Here is a 26,641-nt window from a genome sequence, read left to right on the forward strand (position 1 = left end):
TCTGGCCCTCGAGCCTGGAAGCCTATCGACCCTGGAGACGACGTAGCCATTCCTGCTGGGCTTTGATCGCTTCGCGATAACGCTGTTCCAGGGTGCTGTTTACGCGTTGGGGCATGATCATCGCCGGTGGCATCGGGTTGAGTCCTCCACGAGGCGCAATGATGAGCGGTGGTGGCGGTGGCGGCGTGAACGTGTTGGGCTTCTGAGTGTTTTGCTTTGAGGCAGTTTTGGGTTCCGGTGTCGTCGTTGGTGTCGGTTTCGGTTTTGCTGTGATTGTCGGTGGTGGTGTTGCAGGACGAATTTTGCGCTCTTTGGCAGCAGCCTGGGCCTTGCGAGCTGCTTCCTGCGTTTCTTCCCGTTGTCTGAGCATGGCGAGCTGGGTATCAGGAACGACGCTCAGCAAGTGCCCAGGGGTTGCATCCGCTGGATACACAACACTCACTGTGACTTTGTTTGGAGACTTGCGTTTGAGATTGAGTTTGGCAATGGAAAGGCTCTGTCCTGAGCGCATTCCAACGTGAACTTCTTGATACCCCTCATCAGTTTTGATACTGATAGAACCTCGAAACGCAGTGAATGGTGGACGCCCTGATGCCACAGGATGGCTGAGGACTAAATCGTGCGTCCCTTCACCAGAAAGATTCAAATCGATATCGAATCTAACGCCGTATGTACCGACATTATTCACTGCAGAATCCACCATTTTGGCGGTTAATGGATTGACTTGAATCTCACGAGTTCCAAAGTGATGCTTTCGCGTACTTGTGAACGGAACATGCAAAGGTCCTTGATCAAGGTCGTGCCTGATGGATGCCTTGTATTCATCACCTAGAGCGACGCCAGCAACACGAGAAAAGACTGTTCCTGCTTGAATCTCCCTCAGGCGATTGAGATAAATACGTCCTGGAGCGAGGCGTCCACGATTGAGAACTGCAATCAATTCATTCTCATCTTTCGTTTCTTCTGCGGCGACTACAGCCATCTGGAAGGGTCCATCGCTTTTTCCGTGAAGCAGTCCATTCATGATTCCCCGAGCAGGGAGAACGCTGCTCACAATCACCTTCTTGCTGTTTGGGGGAATCACCACTGATTCGGGAAGTCGGCGATCTAGCTCACCTCGTAAAATCTGCACGGCCGTTGCATCACCAGGGCCTGTGTTCCAGGGCCTTCGACCCAGAGGCTTTACCCCCATCAGATTATTGGCTTGATAAGGGGCTTCAAAACTGTTTTTGACTGAACCCTGCTGAAAACGAAGCGTAATCGGTGTTGATCCAGGATTGATGGCTATTGCGGCCACAGTTAGAAGTCCTCTGGCCCTACGTCCTCCCAACTTGTTGGAGTCTTCCGGGTAGTACTTATGGTGCATATGCAGGCCAAATTCACCTTTGAACGTATAAGTGGCGTTCTGGAGAGGCCGATTCGTTTCTGCAGCTATGGCTTGTCCAGGTGCTGTATTGACCAGAATTCCCGGTCCCTTAACAATCTCGGGCTGGTTGGAATGCAGAACCGGAACATTATTGAACGTTCCATTCAACGGTCTGGCTCGCTGGCCTGCCATCAGCGGCACAAACGCCTGAACGGGGCGTATTTCCACAGCCGCGCCAATCCCAACCGAGACGCCAACTAGGACCAGTTGTGGAATTCGGTGAGACACGCGAGACTGGATCCTCGGGAAGGTCGCCCGCAAGGGCTCAAGTTCCAAACTTAAGCCTCAGATCTAAAACCGCCAAGTCGCCTACGACCCCGCGACTCGGATTTTCTCTCGGCAGGATGGTGTCACCAGCAGTTCGTCCATGTTCCCTCCTTTTGATTGCATGCCCTGTGCCGATGCTGAGTGGCAGCACAAGCAGAAATCTCGGAAGTTGCGCATGCTCCGCTTCTGGCGCGACGGTCTTGAGCGCCAGCTTGCAGCGGTTTCTGCTGCCATTTCAACACTTGAACAGCAGATCGAACGCGATCAGTCGGCCCAGAGCTGAGGCTCAAGCTTCAACCGAAGCCTTGAAAGCCCGCGCTTGACGCGCCGCTGCATGGTCATTGCGCTAACCCCCGCAACTCTCCCCGCGGCTCTGAGGCTTCTGCCATCGAGGACAACTTCCTGGATGGCCGATCGTTCAGGGCTACGCAACGACTTCAAAGCCTCTTGAATCAGTCTTGAGCGCTCCATCTGTTCGATCTCCTCGATCGTTTCGCTTTTGGTGTCTGCAACGGTCTCATCGCCGCAGTAAACCCTTCGCAGCAAGGGTCCATGGCACTGTTTTCCAGACTCGTTCATCTCCTTGTCTGACTGCAGGCGTCTTGGGAAGCGCACGACGGATGCGTTGTCTCTCAGGTAATGGAGGATGGCTCCACGGATATGCGGTCTGGCGAATGCTTTGAACGGTGTACAGCGTTCCGTGTTGAAGTTCTCCGCCGCTCGGAGCAGACCCATGAGTCCTACTTGTCTTAGATCGTCGGCATCGATTCCGCAACGTTGGGCGTAGTGCCTAGCGATCGGAGTCACCAACTGCAAATGGTCTTTCACCCTTTGATTTCGCTGGGTTGTTTGTTTTTGCATGGACTGGTTTCGTGATCCCCTGTCCAAGCAGGGACTCATCTCATCCAGTCCTCATTCAGGACTTGCCGTCATCCGTGGCATCACTGATCCCGCTCACAACCTCTTGGAGCAGGCCTTCACCACCGTTGTGCTCTAACCAGCTCAAGTCCGAGTTCTCAGTGGCCAGTAGGTAGCCGGCGAAACCGAGAGCGTTCAGGCTGAATCCTGATGCACGCTCCTGCTTGCGCCGAATCAAGGCCAACCAATCTGGTGTGAGCAGAAGGTTGTAGGGAGCGAGTGGAGGTCGCTCTGCATCGGCATCTCCAAGGGCCAACCTCATGGCGAGGGTGCGGTAAAGAGTATGCAAGGCACTAGCCTCCTGCTCTGGGTCTGAGCAGCTCGGACGCTTCACCAAGGCGCAACTATCGATCAGCGGGTCGCTACTTTCTGATGGCCGTTTTGTGTCACCTCCTTCGAGGATGCGGCGAAACCAGCTCTCGCGCGGGCAAGCTATTTCGCTGCTTTGGCGTCGCAGCAACTGCAGATGGCGGTGCGGTTGGCTTGCTCCAGCCTTCGGCCCACTGTTGAAGAACCACAATCCGCTTGTGTCACGGTCAACCTCCACAAGCGCAGTCCAATCGGGTTGGGTCAGCCAATGCACCTGCGGCGCCCATTGCCTGGTGATCAGGAGCATGTGCCCAGTCTGAACAGGGTATTTGTTGAGGATCAGCACATGATCTGTCCCGATCACATCAATTTCGAGTTCTCGATCCCATGGGCTGAATGGATTCGGTTTGGGCCCCTCTGGTCGATGGTGTCTCGGAAGCTGCGCATTGAGTCGACGCAGTTCGAATCGTTCGCCACCAGGGCCTGGACATTGCAGTCGGGAGGTTGTTAGAGGAATCAGAGCTCCACTCTCCAGCGCCTTGCTGGATTGACTCAGCGCTGATGTCCAGAAACGTTCATTTCTCATCCGTTCTGATCCTCGCCAGTGATGCTCCGACGTAGTACTTGCCGAGGATTTCGTTGTACTGCAAGCCCTCCTCTGCCAGTCTCTGTGCACCATGCTGGCTCATGCTGGCGCCCAGGTGGCCATGGGCTTCTGCTGAGATTTCACGGGTTGCTGCATACAGGGATTCGACAAGCCCCCCCTCAAAGCTGAGCACGATCCCCCTGGTCTCAGTCGTGGCCTGGCGAGTGGATGCTGTCTTACTGGTCAGGCCTGCGTAGGCTTGCCAACGCGTTGTATCCCCCAGATTCCAGTCGGCTGTTGCTGGACGGATCACATGCACAAGGGCATAGGAGCGTGCAGCCACTGCCTGCGCCTTCAGCGCCTCACTGTTCCAGTGCGAGGGCATTTCGGCACCAACCACTGAGGCAACGTAACGCTCAAGACTGATCTGATTGATTGCAGTCCATCCCTTTCCACGGTTCAAAAGATGGATGGTTCCCTCATAGGACCTGTCATTCACTCCAACGCGTCCGCGATCGCCGCCACAGCTGATAACACCTTGCCTCTGGACGGCCAACAGTTCCATCAGCGTCCCTTTTGGGATCACCTCCCCAGAAGCACGACGGCAACGAGCTCCGTTTTGAAGCGAGATGCTGCGGGGCGGCGACTGACTCAAGAGAGCAACCTTGACCTGAGGATCAGCTGACCGGCCTGCCTCAGGACTGGCCGGAACAGTGATAGCGCTCGGTTTTGAGATCTCCTTCTCATCGGAACCATCCAGCAAGCTTTGCAGCAAGGTTTCGGTGGCTGTTGGGTCCGGCAGTGAGGAGCGGCTTGCAAACACCCACCAGAGAACCAGTGCAAGGACACTGGTGAAGGTGGCCAGTAACAGTGAAGGAGAGAACTTCATATCCGCGATAGCGGCGGCTGAATCATGCCTGAATCAAGCCAAAAAAGTTGGTCGGGCCGCGCCCTGATTGTGGGAGCCGGTGGCATCGGTGAAGTGCTGGCGTCCCAGCTGGCCGATCGCTGCCCCCACTTAACGGTCACGCTCTGTCGACGCAAACCGAAAGATGCATCGGACTGGCCTCTTGACCTGGAGAATTCCGAGAGCCTCTCCTGGCTCACCCAAACGCTCTCGAATGACCACTCCCCCCTGCGACTGGTCTTCAACGCCACTGGTCGCCTTCACGGTCCCTCTCTGCAGCCTGAGAAACGTCTTCAGCATGTCCAGCCAGACGCACTGATCGAATCCTTCAAAATCAACGCAGCCGCTCCATTGCTTCTGGCTAAGGCCATTGAGCCGTCGCTGCGCCGCGACCAACCGTTTCATTACGCAAGTCTCAGTGCCAGGGTCGGAAGCATCGGCGACAACCGCAGTGGTGGTTGGTACGCCTATCGCGCCGCCAAGGCTGCCCAGAACATGATGCTTCGGACACTCAGCGTGGAGTGGGCTCGCCGCTTTCCCGAAGCCACGGTGACGTTGCTGCATCCAGGAACAACCGATACAGCTTTATCGAAACCCTTTCAGAGCTTCGTCCCGGCGGAGAAGCTCTTCAGTCCGAAGCGGGCAGCGGGTCACCTATTGGATGTCTTGCTCCAGCAGACCCCTGCGCAATCCGGTGCATTTCTGGCCTGGGATGGTCAGTCCATCCCCTGGTGAGCGTGTTCACGGAGGGTTTCAAGCGGGATCACTGCCAGAGATCCCTGTTCGGTCGCTTCAAGGCGCACAGGGGGTGCCATGCCGTCCTCCATGGCTTGTTTCCAGCGTGGTGCGCAGACACACCAGTGATCGCCAGGTTTGAGCCCTGGAAACCCGTAGGCGGGCATCGGAGTGCTCAGATCATTCCCCTGCGCTTTGCTGTAGCTGAGAAAGCTTTCCGTCATCACACAACACACGGTGTGCTGTCCGTGGTCTGAGGGATCGGTCTTGCAATGACCATCGCGGAACCATCCAGTTAAAGGTTCACAACTGCAGAGCTCGAGCACTGATCCAAGAACGTTGAGATCCGTTCTCTGATCTTCGATTTGAGCATTGCTAAGGCTGGTCATTTGGGCCCCTCAACCCCCTCAATTCTGACGAAGGAGTGCCACATTGCGCGACCAAGTGGTTGACGGATCCCGGGGGCGAGGCGTTAAAGGTCATTCAGTTATGCCTCCTCGATGGATTGGGAGTTCACTGAAGACGCGGCGTTCCTCGCCCTCTGCGATGCCTTTCGCGAAAGTGGGGAATCGTCTGCGATTGAATTTTTGGCCAATGGTGAGGGTGCCTTTCACTTTCAAGACCTTGCCCAGAACGCTGCAGGTGAAGGAATTGATCTGAGTGAGTCGAATGCTCTCGATGCCTTTCAGCAGGAAGTGATCGACACTATGGAAAAGCTCTGCCAAGACTGAACGGCAGAGCCACGCTGTCGGTTCGGGTCAGCCGAAGAAGAAGGCAATCTCCTTGGCCTTCAGACCCTCCCAGCCCGCTTCGAGCAAGCGCTTGTTGAGCGTGTCCTGGTCGAAGTGCTTGGCACCTGTCCGGACGACGCGATTGCGCATGGACTTCCGAACACCGCTGCGCTTGCGTTGACCTTCGAGGGTCATGACCTCGCGGTAGAGCGAGAGCATTGCATCAGGCAGAGGGGATCCATCGAGATCAACCCCTGCATCTATGGCCTTGTCGATGGCGTCAGGCCCGCTGAGATCCATGGTCTGAAGGAAAAGGGCCGCTGCAGTCTGCAGCAACCCGCAGCCTCAGGCGCTGAAATACCTGGCAACACTATGGAGCGCCACGAGAGCCGTGGTGCTCTGCTCGGGATGGAGTTGATCGCTCTCGTCCATGCTCAGGCCGATTCGTTCAGCACCAAGCCAGAGCAATTGTTGGCGGGAATCGGCCACATTCGGGCAGGCGGGATAGCCGAAGGAATAGCGGCTGCCGCGGTAGCGCTGAGCCAACACATCCCTGAGAGGCATGCCATCGGGATCTGCGAAACCACATTCCCGACGGATCCGGGCATGGGTCCACTCCGCCAAAGCCTCAGCCATCTGAACAGCCAGTCCGTGGAAGAACAGATAATCGCTGTAGGAATCTGCTTCAAAAAGCTTCTGAGCGAAGACGGAGGCCTTTTCGCCCATGGTGACGGCCTGCATTGGCAACACATCAGTGGGGTGCCCACTGGAGAGATCGCGATAAAAATCTGCAATGCAGTAGCGATTGCCGCTGCGCTGCCGAGGAAGCGCAAATCGCCCTAGTTCATCGTTTGTATCGGGATCAAAGACAGCAACGGCATTGCCGTCACGGCCACACGGGAAGTAGCCGTAGGCCACAGCTGGTTGCAACAGATCCTCATTCAGCGATCGCTCCAGCCAGGTCTGCAGGATTGGCTCAGCTTTTGCTTTCAGATCTGCTTCGTAGTCTTCCCTCGACTGATCCTTGGCTTTACGCATTTGCCATTGGCCGGCAAACAGCGCTTGACGATCGAGATAGGCAATGACTTCCCTCAAAGGGATCTGTTCAGCACCCTGCAGCACCTTGGAGCCAAGAAATTCCGGACGCAAAGGAGGTTCTTCAGGAACGACATCCGAACGTTCATCTGTTACTGAAAGTGCGGCTGCTTCTTCACTGGCTGACGCAGGGCCTCCTTCATTTGAACTCTCCTCGGATGATGGTTCGTTGTCACTTCCGAGGCTGATCCCCTCGGGTGTGCCGTTGAGGAATCCCTTGAGGTTGTCCCAGTGCCCCTGCTTGCGCGCATCGACGAAGGCATCCATAAAACGAAGATCGGTGAATGCATCACGCCCGTAAATCACTTTTCCGTTGTAAACATCGCTGCAGTCCTTATTGACAAACCGTGGCGTGAGGGCAGCACCCCCTAAAACCACAGGGACGTCAATCCCAGCATCATTGAAGGCCTGCAAATTATCCTTCATGAAAGCAGTAGATTTCACGAGAAGACCACTCATTGCGATGCAGTCAGCTCCATGCTTCTGTTGAGCTGAAATGATCGCCCCAACATCTTGCTTGATTCCTAAGTTGATGACCTCATAACCGTTATTCGTAAGAATGATGTCAACAAGATTTTTGCCGATGTCGTGAACATCTCCTTTGACTGTGGCGATTAAGAATTTCGCTTTAGCGCTGCGCTTGCCTTCACTTTTTTCCATGTGAGGCTCGAGGAAAGCAACAGCAGCTTTCATCGTTTCAGCAGACTGCAGTACAAATGGAAGTTGCATCTGGCCTGAGCCAAAGAGCTCTCCCACCACCTTCATGCCGTCAAGCAAGAACGTGTTCACAATGTCGAGAGGTGGGTAGGTTTGGAGCCCTTCGTTGAGCGCATCCTCGAGGCCAATCCTCTCTCCATCGATGATGTGTTGCTTGAGCCTTTCTTCAACAGGGAGATCAGCAAGTGAAGGGCCTGAGGCCCTTGCATCCTTTGCGCTGACGCCTTCGAACAACGTCGTGAGCTTGGTTAGCGGATCATAAATGCAGGCGTCGCCGTCAAAGCGACGCGCGTCATTGATCAAATCGCGGCACACCTGCTGGTGATCGGCGTCAATTTTGACAAGCGGGAGAATTTTCGCTGGTGAAACGATGGCAGCGTCCATGCCCGCCTCACAGCAGTCGTGAAGAAACACTGAATTGAGGGTGATTCGGGCAGCTGGAGACAGCCCGAAACTCACATTGGAGACACCGAGAACGACATGAACTCCAGGAAGTTCACTACGAATACGACGTATTGCAGCGATGGTCTCTGCACCGTTGCGACGATCCTCCTCGATTCCGGTTGAAATAGGGAGTGCAAGCGGGTCGTAAAAAATCTCTCTTGCGGGGATTCCGAATTCAACGGCATCGCGATAAGCACGCTTGGCAATGGCAACCTTCTTTTCAGCAGTTCGAGCCATTCCGTCTTCATCGATCGTACCGATTACCACACCGGCTCCATACCGCCTTGCCAGCTCGAGCACCTTGAAGAAGCGTTCATCGCCATCTTCGTAATTTGTTGAGTTGAGAATGCATTTTCCACCGGCCACCTTCAAGCCAGCTTCCATCTTCTGCCACTCGGTTGAATCGAGCATGAGTGGGAGATTCACATTGGTGACAACTCGCGTCACCAGCTCATGCATGTCTTTCTCTCCGTCCCGTCCCACGTAGTCCACATTCACATCAAGAACATGGGCGTTCTCTTTCACCTGACCACGCGCTACTGCAATGAGACCATCCCAATCTTCTTCGTTGAGGAGTTCGCGGACCTTCTTCGAACCACTCGCATTCAGTCGCTCACCGATGATCAGAAAGGAGTTGTCTTGGAAATAGGGTGTTGCTCCGTAGATCGATGACGCCGCCGGTTCATAACGCAGTTGCTGACGTTCAAGATGACGAGTGCGCACATCGCGCTGTGCGGGTTTGAGTTCTTCCGAGATTTCAGATAGTGCCTTGATATGAGCCGGCGTTGTGCCGCAACAACCACCGATTACTTGAACCCCTAGGTCTTCCACGAAATGCATCAACTGCATCTTCAGCTCCAGGGGTGTAAGCCGGTAATGGGCCACACCACCGATGTTTTCGGGCAGCCCTGCATTGGGGATGCAACTGACCACGAAGGGTGAGTACTCCGAGAGGTATTTGATGTGTTCTTTCATCTGCTCCGGGCCCGTGGCGCAGTTCAGACCCAGAACATCAATAGGGAAGGGCTCGAGAATCGACACCACAGCTGCAATGTCGGAACCAACCAGCATGGTGCCGGTGGTCTCCATGGTCACCGACACCATCAGGGGGCGGCGTTGGCCGCTGGCCTGGAAGGCCGCTTCCACCCCCTGCAGGGCCGCTTTGATCTGCAAAACGTCCTGACAGGTTTCGATGATGAACAGATCCACATCACCGGCAAGCAATCCTGCGGCTTGTTCCTTGAACGAGTCACGCAGCGTGTCGAAGTCGATGTGCCCCAAGGTCGGCAGCTTTGTTGTCGGTCCCATCGAACCGGCCACGAACCTGGGTTTTCTCTCGCTGCTGTATTGATCCGCCATCTCACGCGCCAGCTCCGCGGCACGGCGATTCAGCTCAAAGGCTTGATTCTCCAGTCCGTATTCCGCGAGCACCACCGAGGCGGCCCCGAACGTGTCTGTCTCGATCACGTCGCATCCTGCGTCGAGGAACAGACGGTGAACGGCCTGCACCGCATCTGGACGAGTAATCACAAGATTCTCATTGCACCCTTCAAGGGCTTCCCCCCCGAAGTCGTCGGCGGTTAGGTCCATCTGCTGCAGCGATGTCCCAGTCGCACCGTCAAACACCAGAACAGGTTTGGAGGGATCGTGAAGACGCTGTAGGAAGCGGGAGGTTGCAGTACCGGGTTTGCTCTGAACTGCCTGCATCTCACCAAAACCGTTGAGATCATCCTAAGAACCGCAGCGCGCTTCCTCGGTCAGCCCCCGTTCCTGCGACTGAGAGAAACGGTCAGGAATCCAGCTCGATGCGTGTCACCCAGTGACGGAATTCCTCATCCCGGCCTTCGGTGATGGCGATCAGCCGTTGACGCAAGGCATCCATGACGGGACGTTGATTGGAGAGAACCGTGGATTCCAACTGACGGATCGGCGTGATCTTGGCAGCCGTTCCGGTCAGGAACACTTCATCAGCGATAAAGAGCTCTGTCTTGTCGACCGGTCGCTCGATCACGTTCAGTCCCATCGATTTCGCCAGTTCGATCACGCTGGCGCGGGTGATCCCCTCAAGGATGTCCTGATCCACTCCAGGTGTGATCAGATCGCCATCCCTGACGATGAACAGATTCATCCCGCTGGCTTCACTCACCTTGCCACGGGTGTTCATCAGCAGTGCTTCGTCGAATCCGCTGCTCACGGCCTCCGTCTTGGCGAGTGAGCTGGTGATGTAGGCACCGCTGATTTTTCCCCTCAGTGGCAGGGACCGGTCTTCCTGCCGTGTCCAGCTGCTGATCCTGCAGCTCACACCCTCTGGTGACAGATAGTCGCCGAGTTCGAGGCCATAGATCAGGAAATCGGTCTCGATGTCGTGAAGCCTGGGAGCGATCCCGAGATCGCTGGTGTAAACGAAGGGTCGTAGATAAATCGGTGTTGCGGGTCGATTGGCTCTCAACATCGTCACCAGTGCATCCATCACCGTGGCCTCACTCAGATCCGCCAGCAGGAGACGGGCGCTTTGAGACAGCCGACGTGCATGCCGTTCTGGTCGGAACAGCAGCATGCCTCCGGGCTTGGAGGGATCTGGAATCGCTCGCATCCCTCCGAAAGCTCCAGTCCCGTAGTGCAGAGCATGGGTCGCCACCGAGACCTTGGCTTCCTCGAACGGAACGCAGCGTCCCTGGAACCAGGCATAGGGAAGGAACTGATGCATCGATGACGATCCGATGATCAGATCTTCTCACTTGCGCGCACCGGGGAGTCCATCACTCGGGACAATGGGCTGATGCATCGTTTAACCAGTCTCCCCGGAGGCGATACCGACGATCCGGTTGCTTATGTCGAGCAGCCGAGCGCTGAAGTGCTTTTTCTCAGCAGTGCCAGTACGGATCTGTCTGCCCTGGCAGGATTTTTGGAGGGTTCTCGCTCGAAGGAATGGGATGGCCGGATTCGTGCACTCCCGCTCGATGCCCTGAACCATCCTGCACAGATCGATCACTACCTCTCAAATTGCACATCGCTCACACGCCTGATCGTTGTGCGCCTCCTCGGAGGACGGGGGCATTGGTCCTACGGATTGGACCAGTGCTCTCTCTGGGAATCCGCCAGAACTGAGCGGAGACTTCTCGTTCTTGCTGGAACCGCCGATCAGGATCGCGAGCTTCACAGCCTCGGATCACTTCCTGAAGGTCTCTGCGACGCCATGGCTCTTCTGCTCCGAGAGGGTGGAGCAGACAATCTGGACATCTGGCTGTCGGGTCTCCGTTGGATTCTCGAGAGCGATCCCGACCGATCGGGATCCCAGGCACCACCGTTGCTCACGGCAGTTCCCACTCCTGATCCTGATCCCTACGACTGGCAGGAGGAGTCGGGCACACGGGTCGGCGTGGTCCTCTACAGAGCGCATCGCCAGTCTGGTGATCTGCTCTGGTGCGATGCACTGCTGAGCGTTCTTCGCCAGCGCGGACTCTCTCCCCGAGCTCTCTGGGTGAGCAGCCTCCGTGACGCCGCTGTGCAGGAGGCCGTCCAACGGATGTTCAGCCATCAGCAGGTTGCCCTGGTGATCACCACGACATCCTTCGCATCGGTTCAGTTTTCGGAAGCTGGTCTGGGCGCTCCGCTCTGGGACGGTCTCGATTGTCCAGTCCTTCAGCTCCTGAGTTCATCGCGTCCACGCAGTTCCTGGTTGTCGTCGTTTCAGGGTCTTGATCCCATCGATCTCTCTCTGCAGGTTGTTCTTCCTGAACTGGATGGGCGGATCACGACAAGAATCGGCGCTTTCCGTGAAGTGCTCAAAGCCGACGATCGGCTTTGCACGGCCGTGAAGCGACTCGAACCCGACAGCGCAGGGATCAACTGGACCGCTGACCATGCCCTCGCCTGGGTCGATCTTCAGACGACCGGTGCAAGTGAACGGCGCCTGACGCTCCTTTTGGCCAACTATCCAGTCCGCAATGGACGTTTGGCGAACGGTGTTGGGCTCGATACCCCAGCCAGTTGCCTGAACATCCTTCGCTGGCTGCAGGACGAGGGATTCGATCTTGGACGTCAGCCCTTGCCCCAGGATTCCGATGCTCTGATGGCGATGATTCTTGCCGGGCGAACCAACGATCCGGAGAGTCATCTCAGGCCTCCCCTGACCCACCTCCCGCTCGAGACCTATCTGAGCTGGTGGTCAACGCTTCCGCAATCGGCCCGCGACGTGATTGAACGCCGCTGGGGGCAGCCCCGTAGTGCTGAAGATCTCGATGCCGACGGATTCGCCATCCACGGAATCCGATTCGGAAAGGTCACCGTGCTGGTGCAACCGAGTCGTGGGTATGACCCGGAGCAGCTCAGTGATCTCCATTCACCGGATCTTCCTCCTCCCCATCGCTATTTGGCCCAATACCTCTGGTTGCGACTTGTGGAGCGCTGTCAGCTGATGATCCATGTGGGCAAACATGGAAGTGCCGAGTGGTTACCGGGTAAGTCCGTCGGACTCAGCGCGTCGTGTGGCCCTTCCCTGGCCCTTGGTCCAATCCCCCATCTCTATCCCTTCATCGTCAACGACCCGGGTGAAGGATCCCAGGCCAAACGTCGCGGCCATGCCGTGATCATCGATCATCTGACCCCTCCGCTTGGCAGGGCTGGATTACACGGATCCCTGCTCTCTCTTGAATCACTGCTGGATGAGTACATCGAGGCGCGTCAGCTCGGCGCGTCCCGCTGCCGCGCTCTGGAACAACAACTCAGTGCACTGCTCGTTGAATTGGATTGGCCTGGTCGTCCTGAAACACTCGATGCGGTCTCCGAGTCCTCACACTGGAGCGCAACCCTTGAGCAGGTCGAAACCTATCTCTGCGAGCTGAAGGAAGCCCAGATCCGCACCGGATTGCATCGACTGGGTGAACTGCCCTCATCAGCATCGCTTCTCGAACTGCTGATCGCTATTGCTCGAGCTCCTGTTGCAGACCGACCGGGTCTCACCCAATGGATTGCTCGCGAGTGCAAGCTCAATGTTGATCCTTGGGGCGATGAGGACGGACAGCTCCTGGTTGATCACGACAGAACCGTTCTGCGTGCCCTGGGTGCGCCAGCCTGCCGTCGGGTCAGTGATGCGGTTGAGTGGTTTGAGGGGCAAGCGCAACGGCTGTTGCAACGGTTGCTGGGTCTAGAGCTCGAAGCTTCAGGCGATGCTTCGTTCGCGCTGGCTGATCCGCTGATCCGCGTTTTCGAGGGACCATCGCTTCCTGCACCGCTTGAGTTCATCAGGACGGACCTTTGGCCTCGACTTCAGCACTGTGGGACACGGGAACGAGATGCCTTACTTGCTGGGATTTCAGGGCGACGCGTATCGAGCGGTCCGTCCGGAGCACCCACCAGGGGACGGGATGACGTGCTTCCAACAGGACGTAACTTCTACTCCGTTGATCTGCGTGGACTGCCCACGGAGGCAGCCTGGGATCTTGGTCGGCGCAGTGCCGAACAGCTGGTGGAGCTCTACGAGCTGGAGCACGGTGAACCGTTACGCCACCTTGCCTTGTCGGTGTGGGGGACAGCGACCATGCGTAATGGTGGGGAAGACATCGCCCAGATGTTCGCCTTGCTCGGCGTCCGCCCTGTCTGGGACGGGCCGACCCGTCGGATGGTGGATCTCGAGCTGATACCCCTCACCTTGCTTGAACGGCCGCGGGTGGATGTGACTCTGCGCATGTCCGGATTGTTTCGGGATGCCTTTCCCCAGCTTCTGGGCTGGGTGAATCGTGCGCTCACCCTGGTTGCTGGACTGAATGAGCCGGACTCGGAGAATCCCCTGGCTTATCTCACCCGATCGGAAGGACCACAGTCCAGGCTGTTCGGTTCAGCACCGGGAGCCTATGGAGCCGGTCTTCAGGCTCTGATCGATTCAGGTCAGTGGGAGCGGCGGTCTGACCTGGGCGAGGCTTATCTCGCCTGGAGCTCCTGGCGTTACGACGGCGATGCCGTGGGCCATGCGGACCGAATTGGTCTTGAACAGGCTCTTCGCTCGGTGCAGGTGGTGCTCCACAACCAGGACAACCGTGAACACGACCTCCTGGATTCCGACGATTACTACCAGTTCCAGGGAGGTCTGGCCGCCGCTGTCGAGCAGGCCGGTGGTCAGACACCCAGCCTTCTGTTCGCAGATCACTCTCGTCGCGAACGTCTGCGCATCCATGGCCTTGAACGGGAGATCGACAAGGTTGTCCGCAGTCGTCTGCTCAACCCCCGTTGGATCGAGGGGATGCAACGGCATGGGTATAAAGGGGCCTTCGAAATGGGTGCCAGCCTCGACTATCTCTTTGCCTACGACGCCACAACAGGAGCTGTTCCCGATTGGTGCTACGCCCAAATTGCGGAACATTGGTTGCTGGATGACGACGTTCAGGCGTTTTTGCAGAGAGTGAATCCCTGGGCTCTACGGGACATGGCTGAACGGCTGCTCGAGGCATCCCATCGCAAGCTGTGGAGCAATGCAGATGATTCCCTCCTCCAAGGGATCAAAGCATTGCTTCTGGCGGCTGAACGAAGGGTCGAATGCGGTGGTGGCTTGTACGAATGACGTACTGGTCAGTTGTTGAGGTCGCGGACCATTGCACGGAAGGGATCGATTGAGCCGGGTTTGCTGCTTGGAGCGGCACCACCACGAGTCGGGACTGGTTCTTCCTGAGGCTTGAGTTCTTCCTTGCGTGCAACGGGCGCGGAATCAGGCGCACTGGGAGTATTGACTCCAGATGCCTTCAGAGCACTGCCTTTGAGCTTTTGATCCAGCTCCGTCTTGGTCATGGTCTCGGCGAACGTCTTTTTCACCGGCTTGGGAATCCCGTCCTTGATCAAACTTTCCATGGGCTTTTCAGCCTTCCGATCCCCGAGACCATCGCTGCGTTTGTCCACCTTGAGATCGAGGGCGTCCACCTCAGTGACGAGTTCTTTGCCGCCAGGGTTATCAAGCGTGCCAGGGAAGGTACGACGGATGGTCTTGGCTTCCCGCATGTAATCCCTGTTCCCAAGGGTCGAGGAACTGTCACTATCGAGGTAATAGGCCTCGGGCTTGGGTTTTGCCTGCTTGGGTCCGGTGGCCTCACGGGTCCGATCGGAATCGGAGGAACCGGAATTGAGCAGACGGTCGAAGAAACCCATACCCGAGATCAGGGACGTTGGTTGAACTTAGCGACCTCTTAGGTCAACTCCGTGGCTGTCGGTTCCACACGTACGCAAAAGGCCAAGGTTCTTCAACTGATCATCGATCTGTTCACAGACCATCGGAGTCCACTGCCACTGCGTTTGCATGTCGTAGTCGTACCAGGCTTCGCCACCATCGATTCCCAGATCGGCAGCGGCATTGATCAGGTCACGGAATCCCAGCCTGTAACGCGCTGGATGAGCCAATACGGCCAGTCCACCAGCCTCGTGAATCGCATTAACAACGGTGTCGGCACGCAACGCTTCACCGACGGCTGCATCCCCGTGGTTATAAACCGCCAGAGCTCGATGCCTCGGCTCGAAGCCGAGGGCCAGGACGTGCACCAAGCAACCGCGCAGAGTGCAGCTGATTTCCATTCCAGTCCAGAGCGTTGGTGCTGGATGGTCCAGCTCTTTTTGGGCCTCTAGCCAACTCCGCATGGGCAGGTAGGCAGCAGAGGAATGGTGATCTGTCACTGCGAGGTGACGCAGTCCATGACTGCTCGCTTGTTGGATCAAATCCTCTGGTCGAAGACTCCCATCACTGCAGATGGTGTGACAGTGAAAATTGAGCTCGTCAGGACAGCTCAAAGGACCGACTGTCTCTAAGACCGCGCGGAGAGGATGCTGCTCAGCTGGCATGACCAGACTCCGCAGCGATGGATTCAGCTTTCAGCCGGCGCCACCGGGCATAGAACTGAATGGAAGCAGCCATGAAGACCACCAGACCCACGATGAACCAGGTGGCTGCACTGGTTGGGAATTGTGATTTGAAGACCACAAGCATCACCACGATCACCAAAAGCAGCGTTGGCAGTTCATTCAGGGCTCGTAACTGTTTTCCGCTCCACTGACAGTGACCTGCCTGGAGTTGTCCCATCAGCCGGTAACAGAACCAGTGATAAACAAGCAAAGCGGCAACGAACGCAAGCTTGACGTGCATCCAACCCTGTTGCAGCCAGGTCGGTTGAGCCACCAGTAATCCGATCGCCATCGTGACCGCCACGATCATCCCCGGGGTTGTGATGATGTTCGCCAGTCGCTTTTCCATCAGCCCGTACTGGCTTTTGAAGGCCAAGCTCAGGTCTGGATCCATCTCATCGGCCTCCACGTGATAGATGAAGAGACGCACGAGATAGAAGAGGCCTGCAAACCAGACCACGACACCAACGATGTGAAGGGTCTTGAACCAGAGATAGGCCTCGGGAGGAAGCGTCATCGCTAGGGAAGGACTAAAAGGGACCATAAGCAGGCTTCAGGCCAGCCCGTCAAGAAACTCAGACGCGCATCGCTGGTGAGCCAGGAGAGTTTCTGGATCCATGCGATCAAGGTTCCTTGCCATCATCGCCAGTCGGTATTGCTTTCGGAAAAAGTCTTCGTGGCGCTTGATGAAACTCCAGAACAGTCCGTCCCAGACGTCACACCAGGCACCCTTCTTGTAGTCGGACATCTTGCGGACATAATTCGAGCCTGAGAGATAGGGCTTGGTGGTGAAGAGTCCTCCGTCAGCGAATTGGCTCATCCCGAAGACGTTGGGAACCATCACCCAGTCGTAGGCGTCCACAAACAGCTCCATGAACCATTGGTACACCCGTTGGGGGTGAAAGCCGCAGAGAAGCATGACGTTTCCAAGCAGCATCAACCGTTCGATGTGATGGCAGTAGCCACTGCTCAGGGCGTGGCCGATGGCGTCATCAATTGGAGGGAGTCCCGTTGTCGCGGTGTAGAAAGCATCTGGTATTGGTCTGTCCTCAAACTTCCAGAAATTGCTGTTGCGCATGGCCACACCATGCCTGCGATACATCACGGCCATGAATTCCCTCCATCCCACGATCTGACGGATGAATCCCTCCAGGGAATTGAGGGGAATGTCACCGTCCGCAGCTCGTTCCAATGTGCGATCCAGAATCTGCTGCGGCGTTAGAAGGCCGATGTTCAGCATGGGTGTGAGCACGCTGTGCCACATCACCCGATGCTGGGTGCTGATTGCATCCTCATACGCACCGAAATCCCGCAGGCGATACTCGAGAAACGTTTGCAGCCACCGATCCGCGTCCTCATGCCGAATTGGGTAGCTGAAGGCCTCCCAGCTGCCGACGAAGGGCAGCGCCTCAGACTCGAGTTCTTTGCGGGCTTGTTCGATTTCGGCACCGTTGCGGTGCGAGGGTTCGGCTGGAACGCTGATCTCTTTCGGAAGCTTCTTGCGATTGTCGGCATCGAAACTCCAATGGCCACCGAGCGGTCCTCCGTCGTCTTCTAGAAGCAAGCCCATCCGCCGGCGCTGTTGCTCGTAGAACTTGGCCATGAAGGGTTTGCGTCCGCTGGCGAAGTGCTCCTCAACCATCGACGCTGGAGTGAGGAACATCGGTGAGGCCAGGATCCGTAGCTCTCCCCCCGTGCGATCCACGAACCGACGCAGGCGCTTCTCGAGCAAATCGTCGAGCGGATCAGCAAGGTGGTAACTGACGAACCCTGATGAACGAAGAGCTTGAAGGTGATCCTCGGTTGTGCTCGCTTCGTGATGTCGGCGGTAGAAAACTGTGTAACCCCGATGTCGCAATGTCTCGGCATAGACCGTCATCGTGGCTCTGTGCAGCAGAAGACGTTGCCTGTGAACCCGGATCGGCCAGTGAGGATCGGTGCCGAAAAGGAGCGGGTCTTCGATCAGGGCTACGGGACGACCTTTGGTGATCGCCGGATGGTCCGCGAACAACTGATGGGGATAAACCAGAGCGATCTCCATCGTCAGCGGCCCTCACCCGCTAAACGGCAGGCCCTGCGGCCGACGGCGGTTGCATAAGCACGGTCTACGGGTCCAGAGCTTGGGCTTAGCTGCCCTGCCAGGCAATTCATCACCACTTTTTCCCGATGACCCTGCTGGTCATTCAGTTTCAGCACCAGTTGCCAGTGGTTCTTCGCACTGCGCGTGATGTCATCAGCGCAGACCGGCCCCGTACAGAGTCCTGGTGAGGCGTTCGCTGCTCTAGGACACCAGAGACTTGACAGCATGCCAATCAGGCAGAGGATCAACGGCAGAACGCGGATCATCAGCTGATCGACTCCGAGACTTGAACCGCACCATCCTGCTGTGTGTCCTCCTCAGGGTGAAAGAAACAGCGAATATCGCGCGCTAGAGCGAGCCCCACACCTGGGGCTTTGACGAGGGTCTCAACAGAGGCCAATTGAATGGCATCGATCGAATGAAAATGCGCAAGCAGGTCTTTCACCCGCTTCGGTCCCACTCCTGGGATATCTGATAAACGCGACCGTTTCATGCGTTCCCCACGCTGCTGACGATGAAAGCTGACGGCAAAACGGTGGGCTTCATCGCGGAGTCTGCGCAGCAGGGCAACGCCCAGCTGGTCCATATCACTTTCGAGGGGCTGAGTCTCGCCCGGTAGAAACACCTCTTCCCGTTGTTTGGCAAGAGAGCAGATGGTGAGGTCTTCGTGCAGATCAAGTTCCCGTAACGCTTCCATCACTGCCGATAACTGACCTTTTCCACCATCGATCATCACCACATCAGGCCAGTCGTTCAGTCCATCGGTCTGCAAAGCACTGCCTCCTTTCTGTCGCAGTGCTCCGACATCCACACCCTCTTTCTTGGCCAGGGACCATCGCCGGAAGCGCCTGCGCATGATCTCTGCCATGGCCATGAAATCATCGCTGTGACCTGCTCGGATGCTGCTGCTGCGAATCTTGTATTTGCGGTAATGCTGCTTGGCAGGCAGGCCATCAATAAACACAACCTGGGACGCAACGGCATCGCTCCCCTGGATATGACTGATGTCGTAGCCCTCGATTCGTCGCGGCGGTATGGGCAGCTCGAGCAGCTGGGCCAGATCCTCCGTTGCCAAAGCCTGCTGTTCTTGTCCTTGTTTGGCGCGCTGCAGTTCGTAGTCAGCATTGCGCTGAACAAGCTCAATCAGATCAGCCTTCTGGCGCTGCTTCGGACAGTGAATCTGAACCTTGCGTTCCCGTTGCTCAGAAAGCCATTCTTCAATCAGTGGCTGCTGCGGCAGCTGATGCTGAACCAGCAGTTCGGGAGGAATTTCAACGGAATCCACCTGGCTGTAGTGCTCTTCGATCACTTTCTGCAGCGTCAGTCCGGACGGTTGGTTGGATGCGTCCGCGAGATAGCCCAGGCGACCGACAAGCTTGCCAGCCCGCATCTGGAACAACTGCACTGCTGCCAAACGATCATCACCGGCCATAGCGATCACATCGCGACTCACCGAGGCGTCAGGCAGGCTCATCTTCTGATCAGCGGTTAGTTGATCCAAACCCTGCAGCTGATCCCTGATCTTTGCTGCAGATTCGTAATCCATCCGTTCCGAATAGCGCTCCATCTGCTGATGCAGCAACATCTGCAATTCATCACTGCGTCCTTGAAACACCATCGCCACCTTGCGCAGCGTCCGGTGGTAGTCCTCAGAGCTGATTTTTTCCTGACAGACCCCAGGGCAACGACCAATGCTGTAATTCAGGCAGGTCCTGTCGGCATGAAGAGGTCGGGGTCGTTGCCTCAGCGGGAACACTCGCTTCACAAGAAAGAGAGTTCGTCTGAGTAGACCCACATCCACGTAAGGGCCGTAGAAGCGATCGAGCGGGCTGCGAAAGCGGCGGCGTCGAGTGATGAAAATGCGCGGATAGGGTTCACTCCAGGTGATGCATAGATAGGGATATTTCTTGTCGTCTTTGAGCAGCACATTGAAATGCGGCTGTTGGTTCTTGATCAAGTTCGACTCGAGAGCCAGGGCCTCGGCCTCGCTGTCGGTCACGATGAATTCAATCTCACAGATCTGACGCACCATCAACCTGATTCGAGGGCTGAGGTCGTGTCTGCTGCGGAAATAGCTGCGTACGCGACTACGCAAGCTCTTGGACTTCCCTACGTAGAGAAGTCGGTCCTCACCATCCCGCATCAGATAGCAGCCGGGTTCAGAGGGGATCTCCTTCAGGCGCTGTTCGAGCCGATCCGGTTGTTCGATCAGGGTAGGCATGGCTCGAATCCTAGGAATTGTGAGTGCATAGGATCCGTCCAAACCGCCATCGAGATTGGATGAAAGCGCTGTATCCAGGCAGCTTCGACCCTCTCACCCTTGGGCATCTTGATCTCATTGAGAGGGGTGCTTCTCTAGTGGATGAACTGGTCGTTGCTGTTCTGAAGAACCCTGGCAAGTCGCCAGCGTTTTCCCTTGATCAGCGTCTTGCTCAGATCAACGCTGCCACGAAGCACCTCAGCAATGTGTCCGTGACCAGTTTTGACGGGTTGACCGTGGCCTGTGCCAGAGCACAGGGAACTCGCCTGATCCTGCGTGGACTCAGGGCAATGAGCGATTTCGAATATGAGCTGCAGATTGCACACACCAATCGATCGCTCGATCCGGAATTTGAAACCATATTTCTCACGACGGCAGCCCACTACAGCTTTCTAAGCAGCTCAGTCGTGAAAGAAGTGGCCCGTTTCGGTGGTGCAGTTGACCACATGGTACCCAGAGAGGTGGCGGAAGACCTCGAGAGGTTCTTTAATTCGGCTTTCATACCCCCTTCACGATGAGCGAGATCCGGCTTTCCGTACTCGACCAGCTTGATCTGCTCGAGGAGATCATGCTCGAGGGAAGTCGTATCCCCTTCAGCGGAGGGAGGCTCGTCAATGAGCAGGACGCCGTCGAGCTACTGGATGCTGTCCGTGACGCGATGCCCTCCCAGGTTTCTCAGGCCGAACAGTTGTTGCTGAAGCGCGATGAATTCATCGCCACAGCGCGTTCCCAGGCTGATGAGATCGTCTCGAATGCTCAACAACAGCGCGAACTCCTTGTTGCCCAGGCGTCCATTCGACAGGAAGCTGAGCGACAGGTGAATGAGATGCGTGATCAGGTTCGTCAACAGTGCGAGCAGCTCCTGCACTCGGCTCGGGGTCAGGCCGCTCAGATGGAACAGGAGATGCAGTCGAAACAGGCTCAGCTGGAACAGCAGTACGCGTCCCGCAGGCAGCAGCTTGAGCAGGAAGCTTTACAGCGACGTCAGCAGCTTGATCAGGAAGCCACCGAATTGAAGCGTCAGCTCACGGAACAGCATGAACGGAGCCGTCAGCAGTCACTGCAGGAGCTCGATCAGATCCGTCAGGAAGGCTTGAGGATTCAGAAGGAAGCTCAGAGTGAAGCCGAACGCCTTCATCAGGATTCGCTGCAATTCCGTCAGCAGACCCAACAGCAATGCGAGTCCTTGATTCAGCGGAGTCGCCAGGAGGCTGCCTCTGTTCAGGACGGTGCCAATCGTTATGCAGAACAGACTCTTGGTGAACTCGAACAGCGCCTGAAGGAGATGTCTCAGGTGGTGTTGGCTGGCCGACAGGAACTGGTGAAAATTCAAACAGGTCGGAGTGAAACTCCGACTCCTGTCAATGAAATCAATGAGTCAAAGGCTGTTCCAATCAGCCGGGCACGCCGTTCTTCAGCGCGGATGAGGCAGATGAAGGGCACGGGCTGAATTTCAGTACAGAACGCAGAATTTGGCCGATCACCGTGTTCGGCCGAACGGAACCGTTGGAAATCATGCTCACGTAGCGGGGTCCATCAGCGGTTTGCAGAATTCCTGAAATGCTGCGAACCCCGCTTATGGTTCCGGTTTTGCCGCGAAAGCGTCCATCGATTGGAGTTCCTCTGTAGAGATTTCTGAGCGTTCCCCGGCGACCAGCAATGGCCATGGATGCTTGGTAATAAGCGGCATAGGGATGCTGATCCATACGCATCAGCAGAGCGGCAACGGTCTGGCTGGTCACCTTGTTGTTCCTGGACAGCCCGCTTCCATCAGCAACCCTCAGTCCTTGGATGGGAAGACCCTGTTCCCACATCCAGCGCTCTGTCGCTCTGGATGCAGCCTTCACGTCCCACAAGTCGGCCGCCTGACGCATCAACACCTCTGCGGTGAAGTTGTGGCTCTCAGTGTTGGCGAGACTGAGCAGAGCATGCATGGGGGCTGAAGTCTCTTCATGCAGAACCACCATTTCCTCTCGATCCCCCAAATCAGAGATCTCAGCCATGCTCAGAGGTTGGATCTGCTGAATGCGCACTGCACCGCCCCGCCGTTGCACCTCTTTCTGAAACAAACGCTGCAGTCGGTTGTAGGGATCACTGACGGCACCGCCAACAGCGTTGCTGGTGAGAGCAAGTCGCGTGATAGGTGCCCCGTAGGCATAGCCACGGTCCGCCGGATGCCAGTCACTCGGCCACCAGTTGCGACGTGGCTCCTCACGCACCATGAGATTGACAGGTCCTGACGTCACCCCTCGAGATCCACCTTGACGAAGAGCAGCGAGAGCAAAGCGCTGCAACCCGGCAATACTGAGATCGGGATCACCCTCTCCATTCAGTTCCATAGAGCCATCCGGTCGCTGGATCAGGCGCGTCTTCAGTCGGAAATCCGGTCCGAGACGATCGAGGGCGTAGGCCGTACTGATCAGCTTCTGATTGGAAGCAGGAATACGGGCGACCGAACCATTGATATCCCCCAGTACATCCCCATCACTATTCAGAACTGTGACTGACCAGACTCTCGTTTCGGAACCGAGATTGGCCTGAATAGCCGTCTGAAGCGATGGGCAGGAGCGGGGTTCCTGCAGCTCAGGGAGTGGTTGTTGTGTCTCTGGAGGAGGAGGCGAAATTAAGGGGATGATTTCAGCTCTGACCCCTTCCTGGAGTGTTCCCAGCAAGAGAAGGAAAGGAATGATTAGTGTCTTCATTGCAAGTCAATCCCGCTGACGATCCCATTCAGTCGATAGAGGCGGCCATCCAGTTCGACAGGAGTGCCGACTTTGAGTTTGGTCCCTGCAACAACAACTCCTGAAGGAGTGATGGTGGCATTGCTTCGCAGGATGAATCGGGCATCGATGATGCCTTGAATCTGCTGATTGGGATCATCAGCAAAAACCACTTGACCATCGGGTTGCACAGCCACGAGTTTCCTGCGGATGTCATCCACACGGATAAGTTCAGCGCTGCCAGCTGGTTGATTGCGAATGATCAGATTGGTGCTTCCGTTTCCAAGAGCTTCCTTGATCAGACGTTCAGGGTCTGCAGCTCTCGAATTGCGGACATCAACACTTACCAACACCGGTTTCACGGATCCTGTCGCCCTGGCAACCGTGTTGCTGAGTTTCGGGCTCCAGAGCACGCCAGCAACTGCGACCATCGCCACAAGAGCGGCAACGGTATCAACGACCGACAGGGAGCGGAAACGATCCTTGATGCCCATGACGCTCCGAGGGAGACCGCACACTAAAAGTGTTGCGGCCAGGGATCAACCTTTCAAATCATCGATCAACCGATCGACAGCACCCAATGTCTGTTTCAATCCATCCGCTGATGGGTTGATTGCTGCGTCGATCTGCTCACGCTCAGGTCGTTGTTCAAACCGCTGAATCCATCGGTACCCATCGGGATCACAGCGGAAAAGGTCCCATTCCTTCTCTCGTTCCATCAGCAGTGCGCCCTGAGGGAGCGGCTCCAGATGGAATGCGACGGTCCAGGTGGACAAAAAACCGCGACGTCTGGAACGAGCAACACTGCCGATGCCGACGCCGGCATCTTCAAGCCGTCCGTTGACGAGCACCACGGGTTCTTTCCAGAGGTTGCAGATCGCCTCAACGGTTTCATAATCGCTGGGTTGGGCACCAACGAGCAGCAGCAGTTCGCCTCGATCCGCCCAGGCAGGATCCCTCTGCAGCTGCATGAAATCAACGCAACAGTCGGCAAGATCGGTCGCGTCTCGTTTGGCGAGAGCCGCTGCGCCAGCATCGGGAAAAGCCACGAGCAGAGGACAGCCTTGTTCCCGAAGCGTTCTGGCCAAACGCAGTGCCGGACCCATGACTCTCAGACCTTCAAATCGCCAGGTCACCAACCATCGTCCTCGCCGGGCCCCACCGAGAACAGACTCCAACGCTGAAACCGTGCGCTTCTCTGCCTCGAGAAGATCAGCGGGAAGTACAGCGCTCACAGTTCACTATTGCGTCTTGGGCGGAGCGTACAGCGATCGATCCGCACTCATTCACTACAGACCTGCATTGCTCGTTCAAAACGTTCAACAATGCTTCCGATCTGGTTTGAGCTGTTCCAGAAACCGAGGCTGAGCCTCAGACCTGAGCGTCTCATCTCCTTTGGCATGCGCATCGCTGAGAGCACGCTGCTGTCGGTGTCTCGTCCTGAAGAGCAAGCACTGCCGCTGCTCACGGCCAACCCTTCTTGATCGAGTACTCGCACCATGCGTCGTCCTGAAAGCGGCTTGCCTGAACGATCGCGAAGCATCAAGGCGAGATGATGAGGCAGGCGTTGTTGAGGTTGACCGAGCGTTGCGACACCAACTGTCCGGCAGAGCTGCAGCTCCAATTCATCCCTGATTCGCCGGATGCCGTCGCCACTGTCAGGCAAGCCATCCACGTCACATCGTTGAATCTGCGCGAGCGCCTCAGCCATTCCAGCCACCAACACGACGGATTCAGTTCCACTGCGCAAGTTGTTCTCCTGCCCGCCGCCCGTCAGCAGGGCGGTGAGTTGCTGTTTCCAGGCTCGACGAATCAGCAGCAGGCCAACACCTCTTGGCCCCCCGCATTTGTGGGCAGACGCGCTGAGTAAATCCACTGGCAGGGTGTTCCAGTCAGGCAGGGCCTGGCTGATCACCTGGGTTGCATCCGTGTGGAAGGGAATTCCGTATCGACGGCAAAGAGCGCCGATCGTCTGAAGAGGTTGCAGCGTGCCCACCTCACTCTGCCCCCAAATCACGGACACCAACCGCGTGGGTGGGTGCAGTAGCTCCTCAAATCGATCCAGTTGCAGGCTGCCCTCAGAATCCACCGGGGCCGTGGCCACCTGCCAGCCCAAGAGGGTGAGTGCATGAGCGGCCGCCGTGACGGCTGGATGCTCAACAGCGGAGATCACGATCCGTCCTGGAGCGAAGGACGACGCCAAGCCCCGGATTCCGAGATGTATGGATTCAGTGGCTCCTGATGTGATCAGAACGTCATTGGCATCGGCGCCGAGCAATGCACCGATCTCAACCCTTTTGCGTTCCAGGGCTTCCGCTGCTGCAATCCCAAAGGAGTGCAGGCTGGAAGGATTGCCCCAGGCCTGGTTCTGTACATCCAGCATCCTCTGCTGCACACCCGGACGCAGAGGTGTCGTGGCACAAGCATCGAGGTAAATGGGCCCCGAGTCAGCTCTGACCATCACGCTGAATGCGGGACAGAGTGCGTTGTTCGAGGGACTCTCCGGCCAGGTTGATCATCGAGTCCAGCGATGTGGATGCCAGGAACGCCTGAACCTTTGCCTGAGCCTCCTCGCGCAGACAACGTTCAGGTTGCATGCAACCCTCCTTGCAGTCATTGGCACAGTCCAGAGCTGGAGGTGTTGAAGCCACTGCAGGTTTCAGTTCAGCAGCCATCTCTTCGGAACGCCCCCCAGGCATCAGGTCTGGATTCATCACGCCATCGAAGACGGCCACTGCTGGACCAGTCATGAAAACCGACCCCTGTTGATCAGGCCAGCTGATGCTCAGCGGTCCGCCTGGAAGCACGACGGTTGCCTCGCTGTCGCTGAGCCCAAGCAGAAATGCAGCCACCAGCGTGGCGCAGGCACCGGTCCCGCAAGCCAGTGTTGGACCCGCTCCCCGTTCCCAGACGCGAATCTCGAGATGCTGCCGACTGAGAACTTTGAGAAAGTGAACGTTGGTTTTAGCTGGAAAGATTGGATCACACTCCAGCTGGGCGCCGAGTGCTTCAAAAGGGATCGTCTCCAGATCGTCCACAGGAACCACCATATGGGGGTTGCCCATACCCACCGCGGCCAAGGAGAGGGTGAGACCTTCGCGGGTGACTTCGCCACGAGGCAGACCGTTTTCATCTGGGCTTAAAAGCGTCGGAACCGCCTCTGGTTTCAAGAAGGGAGCGCCCATATCGACGCGGATCTGTCCGTCCTGTTGAAGTTCGGGAATGATTTGACCAGCTGGTGTTTCGATCCTCCAGCTCCGTCCAGGTAAATCACCATCACTATCAGCAAGGAAGCGGGCAAGGCAGCGGATTCCGTTGCCGCACATTTCAGCCTCCGAACCATCGGCGTTGAAAATGCGCATGCGCAGATCTCCTTGGCCCTGCGGGGGCAGGGCAAGGATCAAGCCATCGCCTCCGAGGCCAAAGCGACGGTCACAGACCTTACGGACCCAGTCAGCATCGGGAGAGGTGATGCTCTCAGGAAGCCGACCATCCCGACCCTCCACCAAGATGAAGTCGTTGCCGAGACCTTGGTATTTGCTGAACTGCAGCATGGCGCTTCGTTACC

At 56.8% G+C, this 26,641-nt stretch carries 25 protein-coding genes; 6 read left to right on the forward strand and 19 right to left on the reverse strand.

What is annotated here, in order from left to right:
- Positions 1-22 precede the first annotated feature (22 nt).
- Positions 23-1,558, reverse strand: coding sequence for a DUF3370 domain-containing protein (locus ACLM45_RS02525; RefSeq protein ID WP_415411327.1), 1,536 nt, complete (start codon positions 1,556-1,558; stop codon positions 23-25).
- Positions 1,559-1,814: 256 nt separating this feature from the next.
- On the opposite strand from ACLM45_RS02525, the gene ACLM45_RS02530 reads away from it, so the two are divergent.
- Complete coding sequence (locus tag ACLM45_RS02530) at positions 1,815-1,976, forward strand: hypothetical protein (RefSeq protein ID WP_006041324.1); 162 nt, start codon at positions 1,815-1,817, stop codon at positions 1,974-1,976.
- On the opposite strand, the gene ACLM45_RS02535 is transcribed toward ACLM45_RS02530, so the two are convergent.
- Genes ACLM45_RS02535 through ACLM45_RS02545 form a run of 3 tightly spaced genes read right to left on the reverse strand, consistent with a single transcriptional unit; the run spans position 1,958 to position 4,395 of the window.
- Positions 1,958-2,593, reverse strand: coding sequence for a sigma-70 family RNA polymerase sigma factor (locus ACLM45_RS02535; RefSeq protein ID WP_415410411.1), 636 nt, complete (start codon positions 2,591-2,593; stop codon positions 1,958-1,960). The two genes, ACLM45_RS02530 and ACLM45_RS02535, sit on opposite strands and share 19 nt — an antisense overlap.
- 16 nt (positions 2,594-2,609) lie before the next feature.
- Positions 2,610-3,506 (reverse strand): DUF4922 domain-containing protein, encoded by an 897-nt coding sequence (locus ACLM45_RS02540; RefSeq protein ID WP_415410413.1) that lies wholly within the window; start codon positions 3,504-3,506, stop codon positions 2,610-2,612.
- Positions 3,496-4,395 (reverse strand): SpoIID/LytB domain-containing protein, encoded by a 900-nt coding sequence (locus tag ACLM45_RS02545; protein WP_006041327.1) that lies wholly within the window; start codon positions 4,393-4,395, stop codon positions 3,496-3,498. The genes ACLM45_RS02540 and ACLM45_RS02545 overlap by 11 nt, the downstream gene beginning before the upstream one ends.
- A 24-nt stretch (positions 4,396-4,419) precedes the next feature.
- Here ACLM45_RS02545 and ACLM45_RS02550 point away from each other — a divergent pair, with 24 nt between their 5' ends.
- Positions 4,420-5,148, forward strand: a complete 729-nt coding sequence (locus ACLM45_RS02550) for an SDR family NAD(P)-dependent oxidoreductase (RefSeq protein WP_415410415.1) — start codon at positions 4,420-4,422, stop codon at positions 5,146-5,148.
- Here ACLM45_RS02550 and ACLM45_RS02555 read toward each other — a convergent pair.
- Positions 5,130-5,537, reverse strand: a complete 408-nt coding sequence (locus ACLM45_RS02555) for a DUF2237 family protein (protein WP_006041329.1) — start codon at positions 5,535-5,537, stop codon at positions 5,130-5,132. The two genes, ACLM45_RS02550 and ACLM45_RS02555, sit on opposite strands and share 19 nt — an antisense overlap.
- Positions 5,538-5,648: 111 nt before the next feature.
- Between ACLM45_RS02555 and ACLM45_RS02560 the strand changes: the two genes are divergently transcribed.
- Entirely contained in the window at positions 5,649-5,879 is a 231-nt protein-coding gene (locus tag ACLM45_RS02560; protein WP_006041330.1) for a hypothetical protein, read from the forward strand.
- 27 nt (positions 5,880-5,906) lie between these two features.
- On the opposite strand, the gene ACLM45_RS02565 is transcribed toward ACLM45_RS02560, so the two are convergent.
- From ACLM45_RS02565 to ACLM45_RS02575, 3 genes are all read right to left on the reverse strand, one after another.
- Positions 5,907-6,179: a DUF4090 family protein gene (locus ACLM45_RS02565; RefSeq protein WP_006041331.1), complete on the reverse strand. Its 273-nt coding sequence runs from the start codon at positions 6,177-6,179 to the stop codon at positions 5,907-5,909.
- 45 nt (positions 6,180-6,224) lie between these two features.
- Entirely contained in the window at positions 6,225-9,842 is a 3,618-nt protein-coding gene (gene metH, locus ACLM45_RS02570) for a methionine synthase (protein ID WP_415410417.1), read from the reverse strand.
- An 82-nt stretch (positions 9,843-9,924) separates the two neighbouring features.
- Positions 9,925-10,842 (reverse strand): branched-chain amino acid transaminase, encoded by a 918-nt coding sequence (locus ACLM45_RS02575; RefSeq protein ID WP_006041333.1) that lies wholly within the window; start codon positions 10,840-10,842, stop codon positions 9,925-9,927.
- A gap of 72 nt (positions 10,843-10,914) precedes the next feature.
- Between ACLM45_RS02575 and cobN the strand changes: the two genes are divergently transcribed.
- Positions 10,915-14,691 carry a cobaltochelatase subunit CobN gene (cobN, locus tag ACLM45_RS02580; RefSeq protein ID WP_415410418.1) on the forward strand — a complete coding sequence of 1,259 codons (3,777 nt, stop codon included), beginning with the start codon at positions 10,915-10,917 and terminating at the stop codon, positions 14,689-14,691.
- Between the two features lie 8 nt (positions 14,692-14,699).
- On the opposite strand, the gene ACLM45_RS02585 is transcribed toward cobN, so the two are convergent.
- From ACLM45_RS02585 to uvrC, 6 genes are read right to left on the reverse strand one after another with little or no spacing between them, the layout of a single operon-like run.
- Positions 14,700-15,269 carry a hypothetical protein gene (locus tag ACLM45_RS02585; RefSeq protein WP_006041335.1) on the reverse strand — a complete coding sequence of 190 codons (570 nt, stop codon included), beginning with the start codon at positions 15,267-15,269 and terminating at the stop codon, positions 14,700-14,702.
- Positions 15,270-15,296: 27 nt separating this feature from the next.
- On the reverse strand, positions 15,297-15,953 hold the full coding sequence (locus ACLM45_RS02590) for a PHP domain-containing protein (protein ID WP_415410419.1): 657 nt from the start codon (positions 15,951-15,953) through the stop codon (positions 15,297-15,299).
- Complete coding sequence (hemJ, locus tag ACLM45_RS02595; RefSeq protein WP_006041337.1) at positions 15,943-16,530, reverse strand: protoporphyrinogen oxidase HemJ; 588 nt, start codon at positions 16,528-16,530, stop codon at positions 15,943-15,945. The genes ACLM45_RS02590 and hemJ overlap by 11 nt, the downstream gene beginning before the upstream one ends.
- 36 nt (positions 16,531-16,566) lie before the next feature.
- A complete protein-coding gene (locus ACLM45_RS02600; RefSeq protein WP_415410421.1) occupies positions 16,567-18,054 on the reverse strand; it encodes a cryptochrome/photolyase family protein in 1,488 nt (495 codons plus the stop codon).
- A 2-nt stretch (positions 18,055-18,056) separates the two neighbouring features.
- Entirely contained in the window at positions 18,057-18,359 is a 303-nt protein-coding gene (locus ACLM45_RS02605; RefSeq protein WP_006041339.1) for a hypothetical protein, read from the reverse strand.
- A complete protein-coding gene (gene uvrC / locus ACLM45_RS02610; protein ID WP_415410422.1) occupies positions 18,359-20,314 on the reverse strand; it encodes an excinuclease ABC subunit UvrC in 1,956 nt (651 codons plus the stop codon). Before uvrC ends, ACLM45_RS02605 begins: the two co-directional genes overlap by 1 nt.
- A gap of 59 nt (positions 20,315-20,373) precedes the next feature.
- Here uvrC and coaD point away from each other — a divergent pair, with 59 nt between their 5' ends.
- Entirely contained in the window at positions 20,374-20,871 is a 498-nt protein-coding gene (coaD, locus tag ACLM45_RS02615; RefSeq protein WP_006041341.1) for a pantetheine-phosphate adenylyltransferase, read from the forward strand.
- Positions 20,868-21,803 carry a hypothetical protein gene (locus ACLM45_RS02620; protein ID WP_415410423.1) on the forward strand — a complete coding sequence of 312 codons (936 nt, stop codon included), beginning with the start codon at positions 20,868-20,870 and terminating at the stop codon, positions 21,801-21,803. The genes coaD and ACLM45_RS02620 overlap by 4 nt, the downstream gene beginning before the upstream one ends.
- Here the strand turns inward: ACLM45_RS02620 and dacB are convergent.
- Genes dacB through dapF form a run of 5 tightly spaced genes read right to left on the reverse strand, consistent with a single transcriptional unit; the run spans position 21,748 to position 26,627 of the window.
- Positions 21,748-23,055 carry a D-alanyl-D-alanine carboxypeptidase/D-alanyl-D-alanine-endopeptidase gene (dacB, locus tag ACLM45_RS02625; protein WP_415410424.1) on the reverse strand — a complete coding sequence of 436 codons (1,308 nt, stop codon included), beginning with the start codon at positions 23,053-23,055 and terminating at the stop codon, positions 21,748-21,750. The two genes, ACLM45_RS02620 and dacB, sit on opposite strands and share 56 nt — an antisense overlap.
- Positions 23,052-23,567, reverse strand: a complete 516-nt coding sequence (locus tag ACLM45_RS02630; protein WP_415410425.1) for a DUF4330 domain-containing protein — start codon at positions 23,565-23,567, stop codon at positions 23,052-23,054. Before ACLM45_RS02630 ends, dacB begins: the two co-directional genes overlap by 4 nt.
- 45 nt (positions 23,568-23,612) lie before the next feature.
- Positions 23,613-24,308, reverse strand: a complete 696-nt coding sequence (locus ACLM45_RS02635; RefSeq protein ID WP_415410427.1) for a DUF1995 family protein — start codon at positions 24,306-24,308, stop codon at positions 23,613-23,615.
- Between the two features lie 47 nt (positions 24,309-24,355).
- Positions 24,356-25,534 carry a cysteine desulfurase family protein gene (locus ACLM45_RS02640; protein ID WP_415410429.1) on the reverse strand — a complete coding sequence of 393 codons (1,179 nt, stop codon included), beginning with the start codon at positions 25,532-25,534 and terminating at the stop codon, positions 24,356-24,358.
- The gene (gene dapF, locus ACLM45_RS02645) at positions 25,521-26,627 is read right to left on the reverse strand and encodes a diaminopimelate epimerase (protein WP_415410431.1); all 1,107 of its coding nucleotides are present in this window, start codon (positions 26,625-26,627) and stop codon (positions 25,521-25,523) included. The genes ACLM45_RS02640 and dapF overlap by 14 nt, the downstream gene beginning before the upstream one ends.
- Positions 26,628-26,641: the final 14 nt, after the last annotated feature.

The sequence above is a fragment of the Synechococcus sp. A10-1-5-9 genome, from assembly GCF_047716785.1.
Taxonomy (GTDB): Bacteria; Cyanobacteriota; Cyanobacteriia; order PCC-6307; family Cyanobiaceae; genus Synechococcus_C.

What these genes read in the sequence shown, in the direction of transcription:
- ACLM45_RS02605 (WP_006041339.1), bottom strand. Translation starts at nt 18,359, where the DNA reads ATGATCCGCGTTCTGCCGTTGATCCTCTGCCTGATTGGCATGCTGTCA.
- uvrC (WP_415410422.1), bottom strand. Translation starts at nt 20,314, where the DNA reads ATGCCTACCCTGATCGAACAACCGGATCGGCTCGAACAGCGCCTGAAG.
- dacB (WP_415410424.1), bottom strand. Translation starts at nt 23,055, where the DNA reads ATGAAGACACTAATCATTCCTTTCCTTCTCTTGCTGGGAACACTCCAG.
- ACLM45_RS02560 (WP_006041330.1), top strand. Translation starts at nt 5,649, where the DNA reads ATGGATTGGGAGTTCACTGAAGACGCGGCGTTCCTCGCCCTCTGCGAT.
- ACLM45_RS02585 (WP_006041335.1), bottom strand. Translation starts at nt 15,269, where the DNA reads ATGGGTTTCTTCGACCGTCTGCTCAATTCCGGTTCCTCCGATTCCGAT.
- ACLM45_RS02535 (WP_415410411.1), bottom strand. Translation starts at nt 2,593, where the DNA reads ATGAGTCCCTGCTTGGACAGGGGATCACGAAACCAGTCCATGCAAAAA.
- ACLM45_RS02640 (WP_415410429.1), bottom strand. Translation starts at nt 25,534, where the DNA reads ATGGTCAGAGCTGACTCGGGGCCCATTTACCTCGATGCTTGTGCCACG.
- hemJ (WP_006041337.1), bottom strand. Translation starts at nt 16,530, where the DNA reads ATGACGCTTCCTCCCGAGGCCTATCTCTGGTTCAAGACCCTTCACATC.
- ACLM45_RS02565 (WP_006041331.1), bottom strand. Translation starts at nt 6,179, where the DNA reads ATGGATCTCAGCGGGCCTGACGCCATCGACAAGGCCATAGATGCAGGG.
- ACLM45_RS02590 (WP_415410419.1), bottom strand. Translation starts at nt 15,953, where the DNA reads ATGCCAGCTGAGCAGCATCCTCTCCGCGCGGTCTTAGAGACAGTCGGT.
- ACLM45_RS02555 (WP_006041329.1), bottom strand. Translation starts at nt 5,537, where the DNA reads ATGACCAGCCTTAGCAATGCTCAAATCGAAGATCAGAGAACGGATCTC.
- ACLM45_RS02630 (WP_415410425.1), bottom strand. Translation starts at nt 23,567, where the DNA reads ATGGGCATCAAGGATCGTTTCCGCTCCCTGTCGGTCGTTGATACCGTT.
- cobN (WP_415410418.1), top strand. Translation starts at nt 10,915, where the DNA reads ATGCATCGTTTAACCAGTCTCCCCGGAGGCGATACCGACGATCCGGTT.
- coaD (WP_006041341.1), top strand. Translation starts at nt 20,374, where the DNA reads ATGAAAGCGCTGTATCCAGGCAGCTTCGACCCTCTCACCCTTGGGCAT.
- ACLM45_RS02620 (WP_415410423.1), top strand. Translation starts at nt 20,868, where the DNA reads ATGAGCGAGATCCGGCTTTCCGTACTCGACCAGCTTGATCTGCTCGAG.
- ACLM45_RS02550 (WP_415410415.1), top strand. Translation starts at nt 4,420, where the DNA reads ATGCCTGAATCAAGCCAAAAAAGTTGGTCGGGCCGCGCCCTGATTGTG.
- ACLM45_RS02575 (WP_006041333.1), bottom strand. Translation starts at nt 10,842, where the DNA reads ATGCATCAGTTCCTTCCCTATGCCTGGTTCCAGGGACGCTGCGTTCCG.
- ACLM45_RS02530 (WP_006041324.1), top strand. Translation starts at nt 1,815, where the DNA reads ATGCCCTGTGCCGATGCTGAGTGGCAGCACAAGCAGAAATCTCGGAAG.
- metH (WP_415410417.1), bottom strand. Translation starts at nt 9,842, where the DNA reads ATGCAGGCAGTTCAGAGCAAACCCGGTACTGCAACCTCCCGCTTCCTA.
- ACLM45_RS02525 (WP_415411327.1), bottom strand. Translation starts at nt 1,558, where the DNA reads ATGGCAGGCCAGCGAGCCAGACCGTTGAATGGAACGTTCAATAATGTT.
- ACLM45_RS02540 (WP_415410413.1), bottom strand. Translation starts at nt 3,506, where the DNA reads ATGAGAAATGAACGTTTCTGGACATCAGCGCTGAGTCAATCCAGCAAG.
- ACLM45_RS02600 (WP_415410421.1), bottom strand. Translation starts at nt 18,054, where the DNA reads ATGGAGATCGCTCTGGTTTATCCCCATCAGTTGTTCGCGGACCATCCG.
- dapF (WP_415410431.1), bottom strand. Translation starts at nt 26,627, where the DNA reads ATGCTGCAGTTCAGCAAATACCAAGGTCTCGGCAACGACTTCATCTTG.
- ACLM45_RS02545 (WP_006041327.1), bottom strand. Translation starts at nt 4,395, where the DNA reads ATGAAGTTCTCTCCTTCACTGTTACTGGCCACCTTCACCAGTGTCCTT.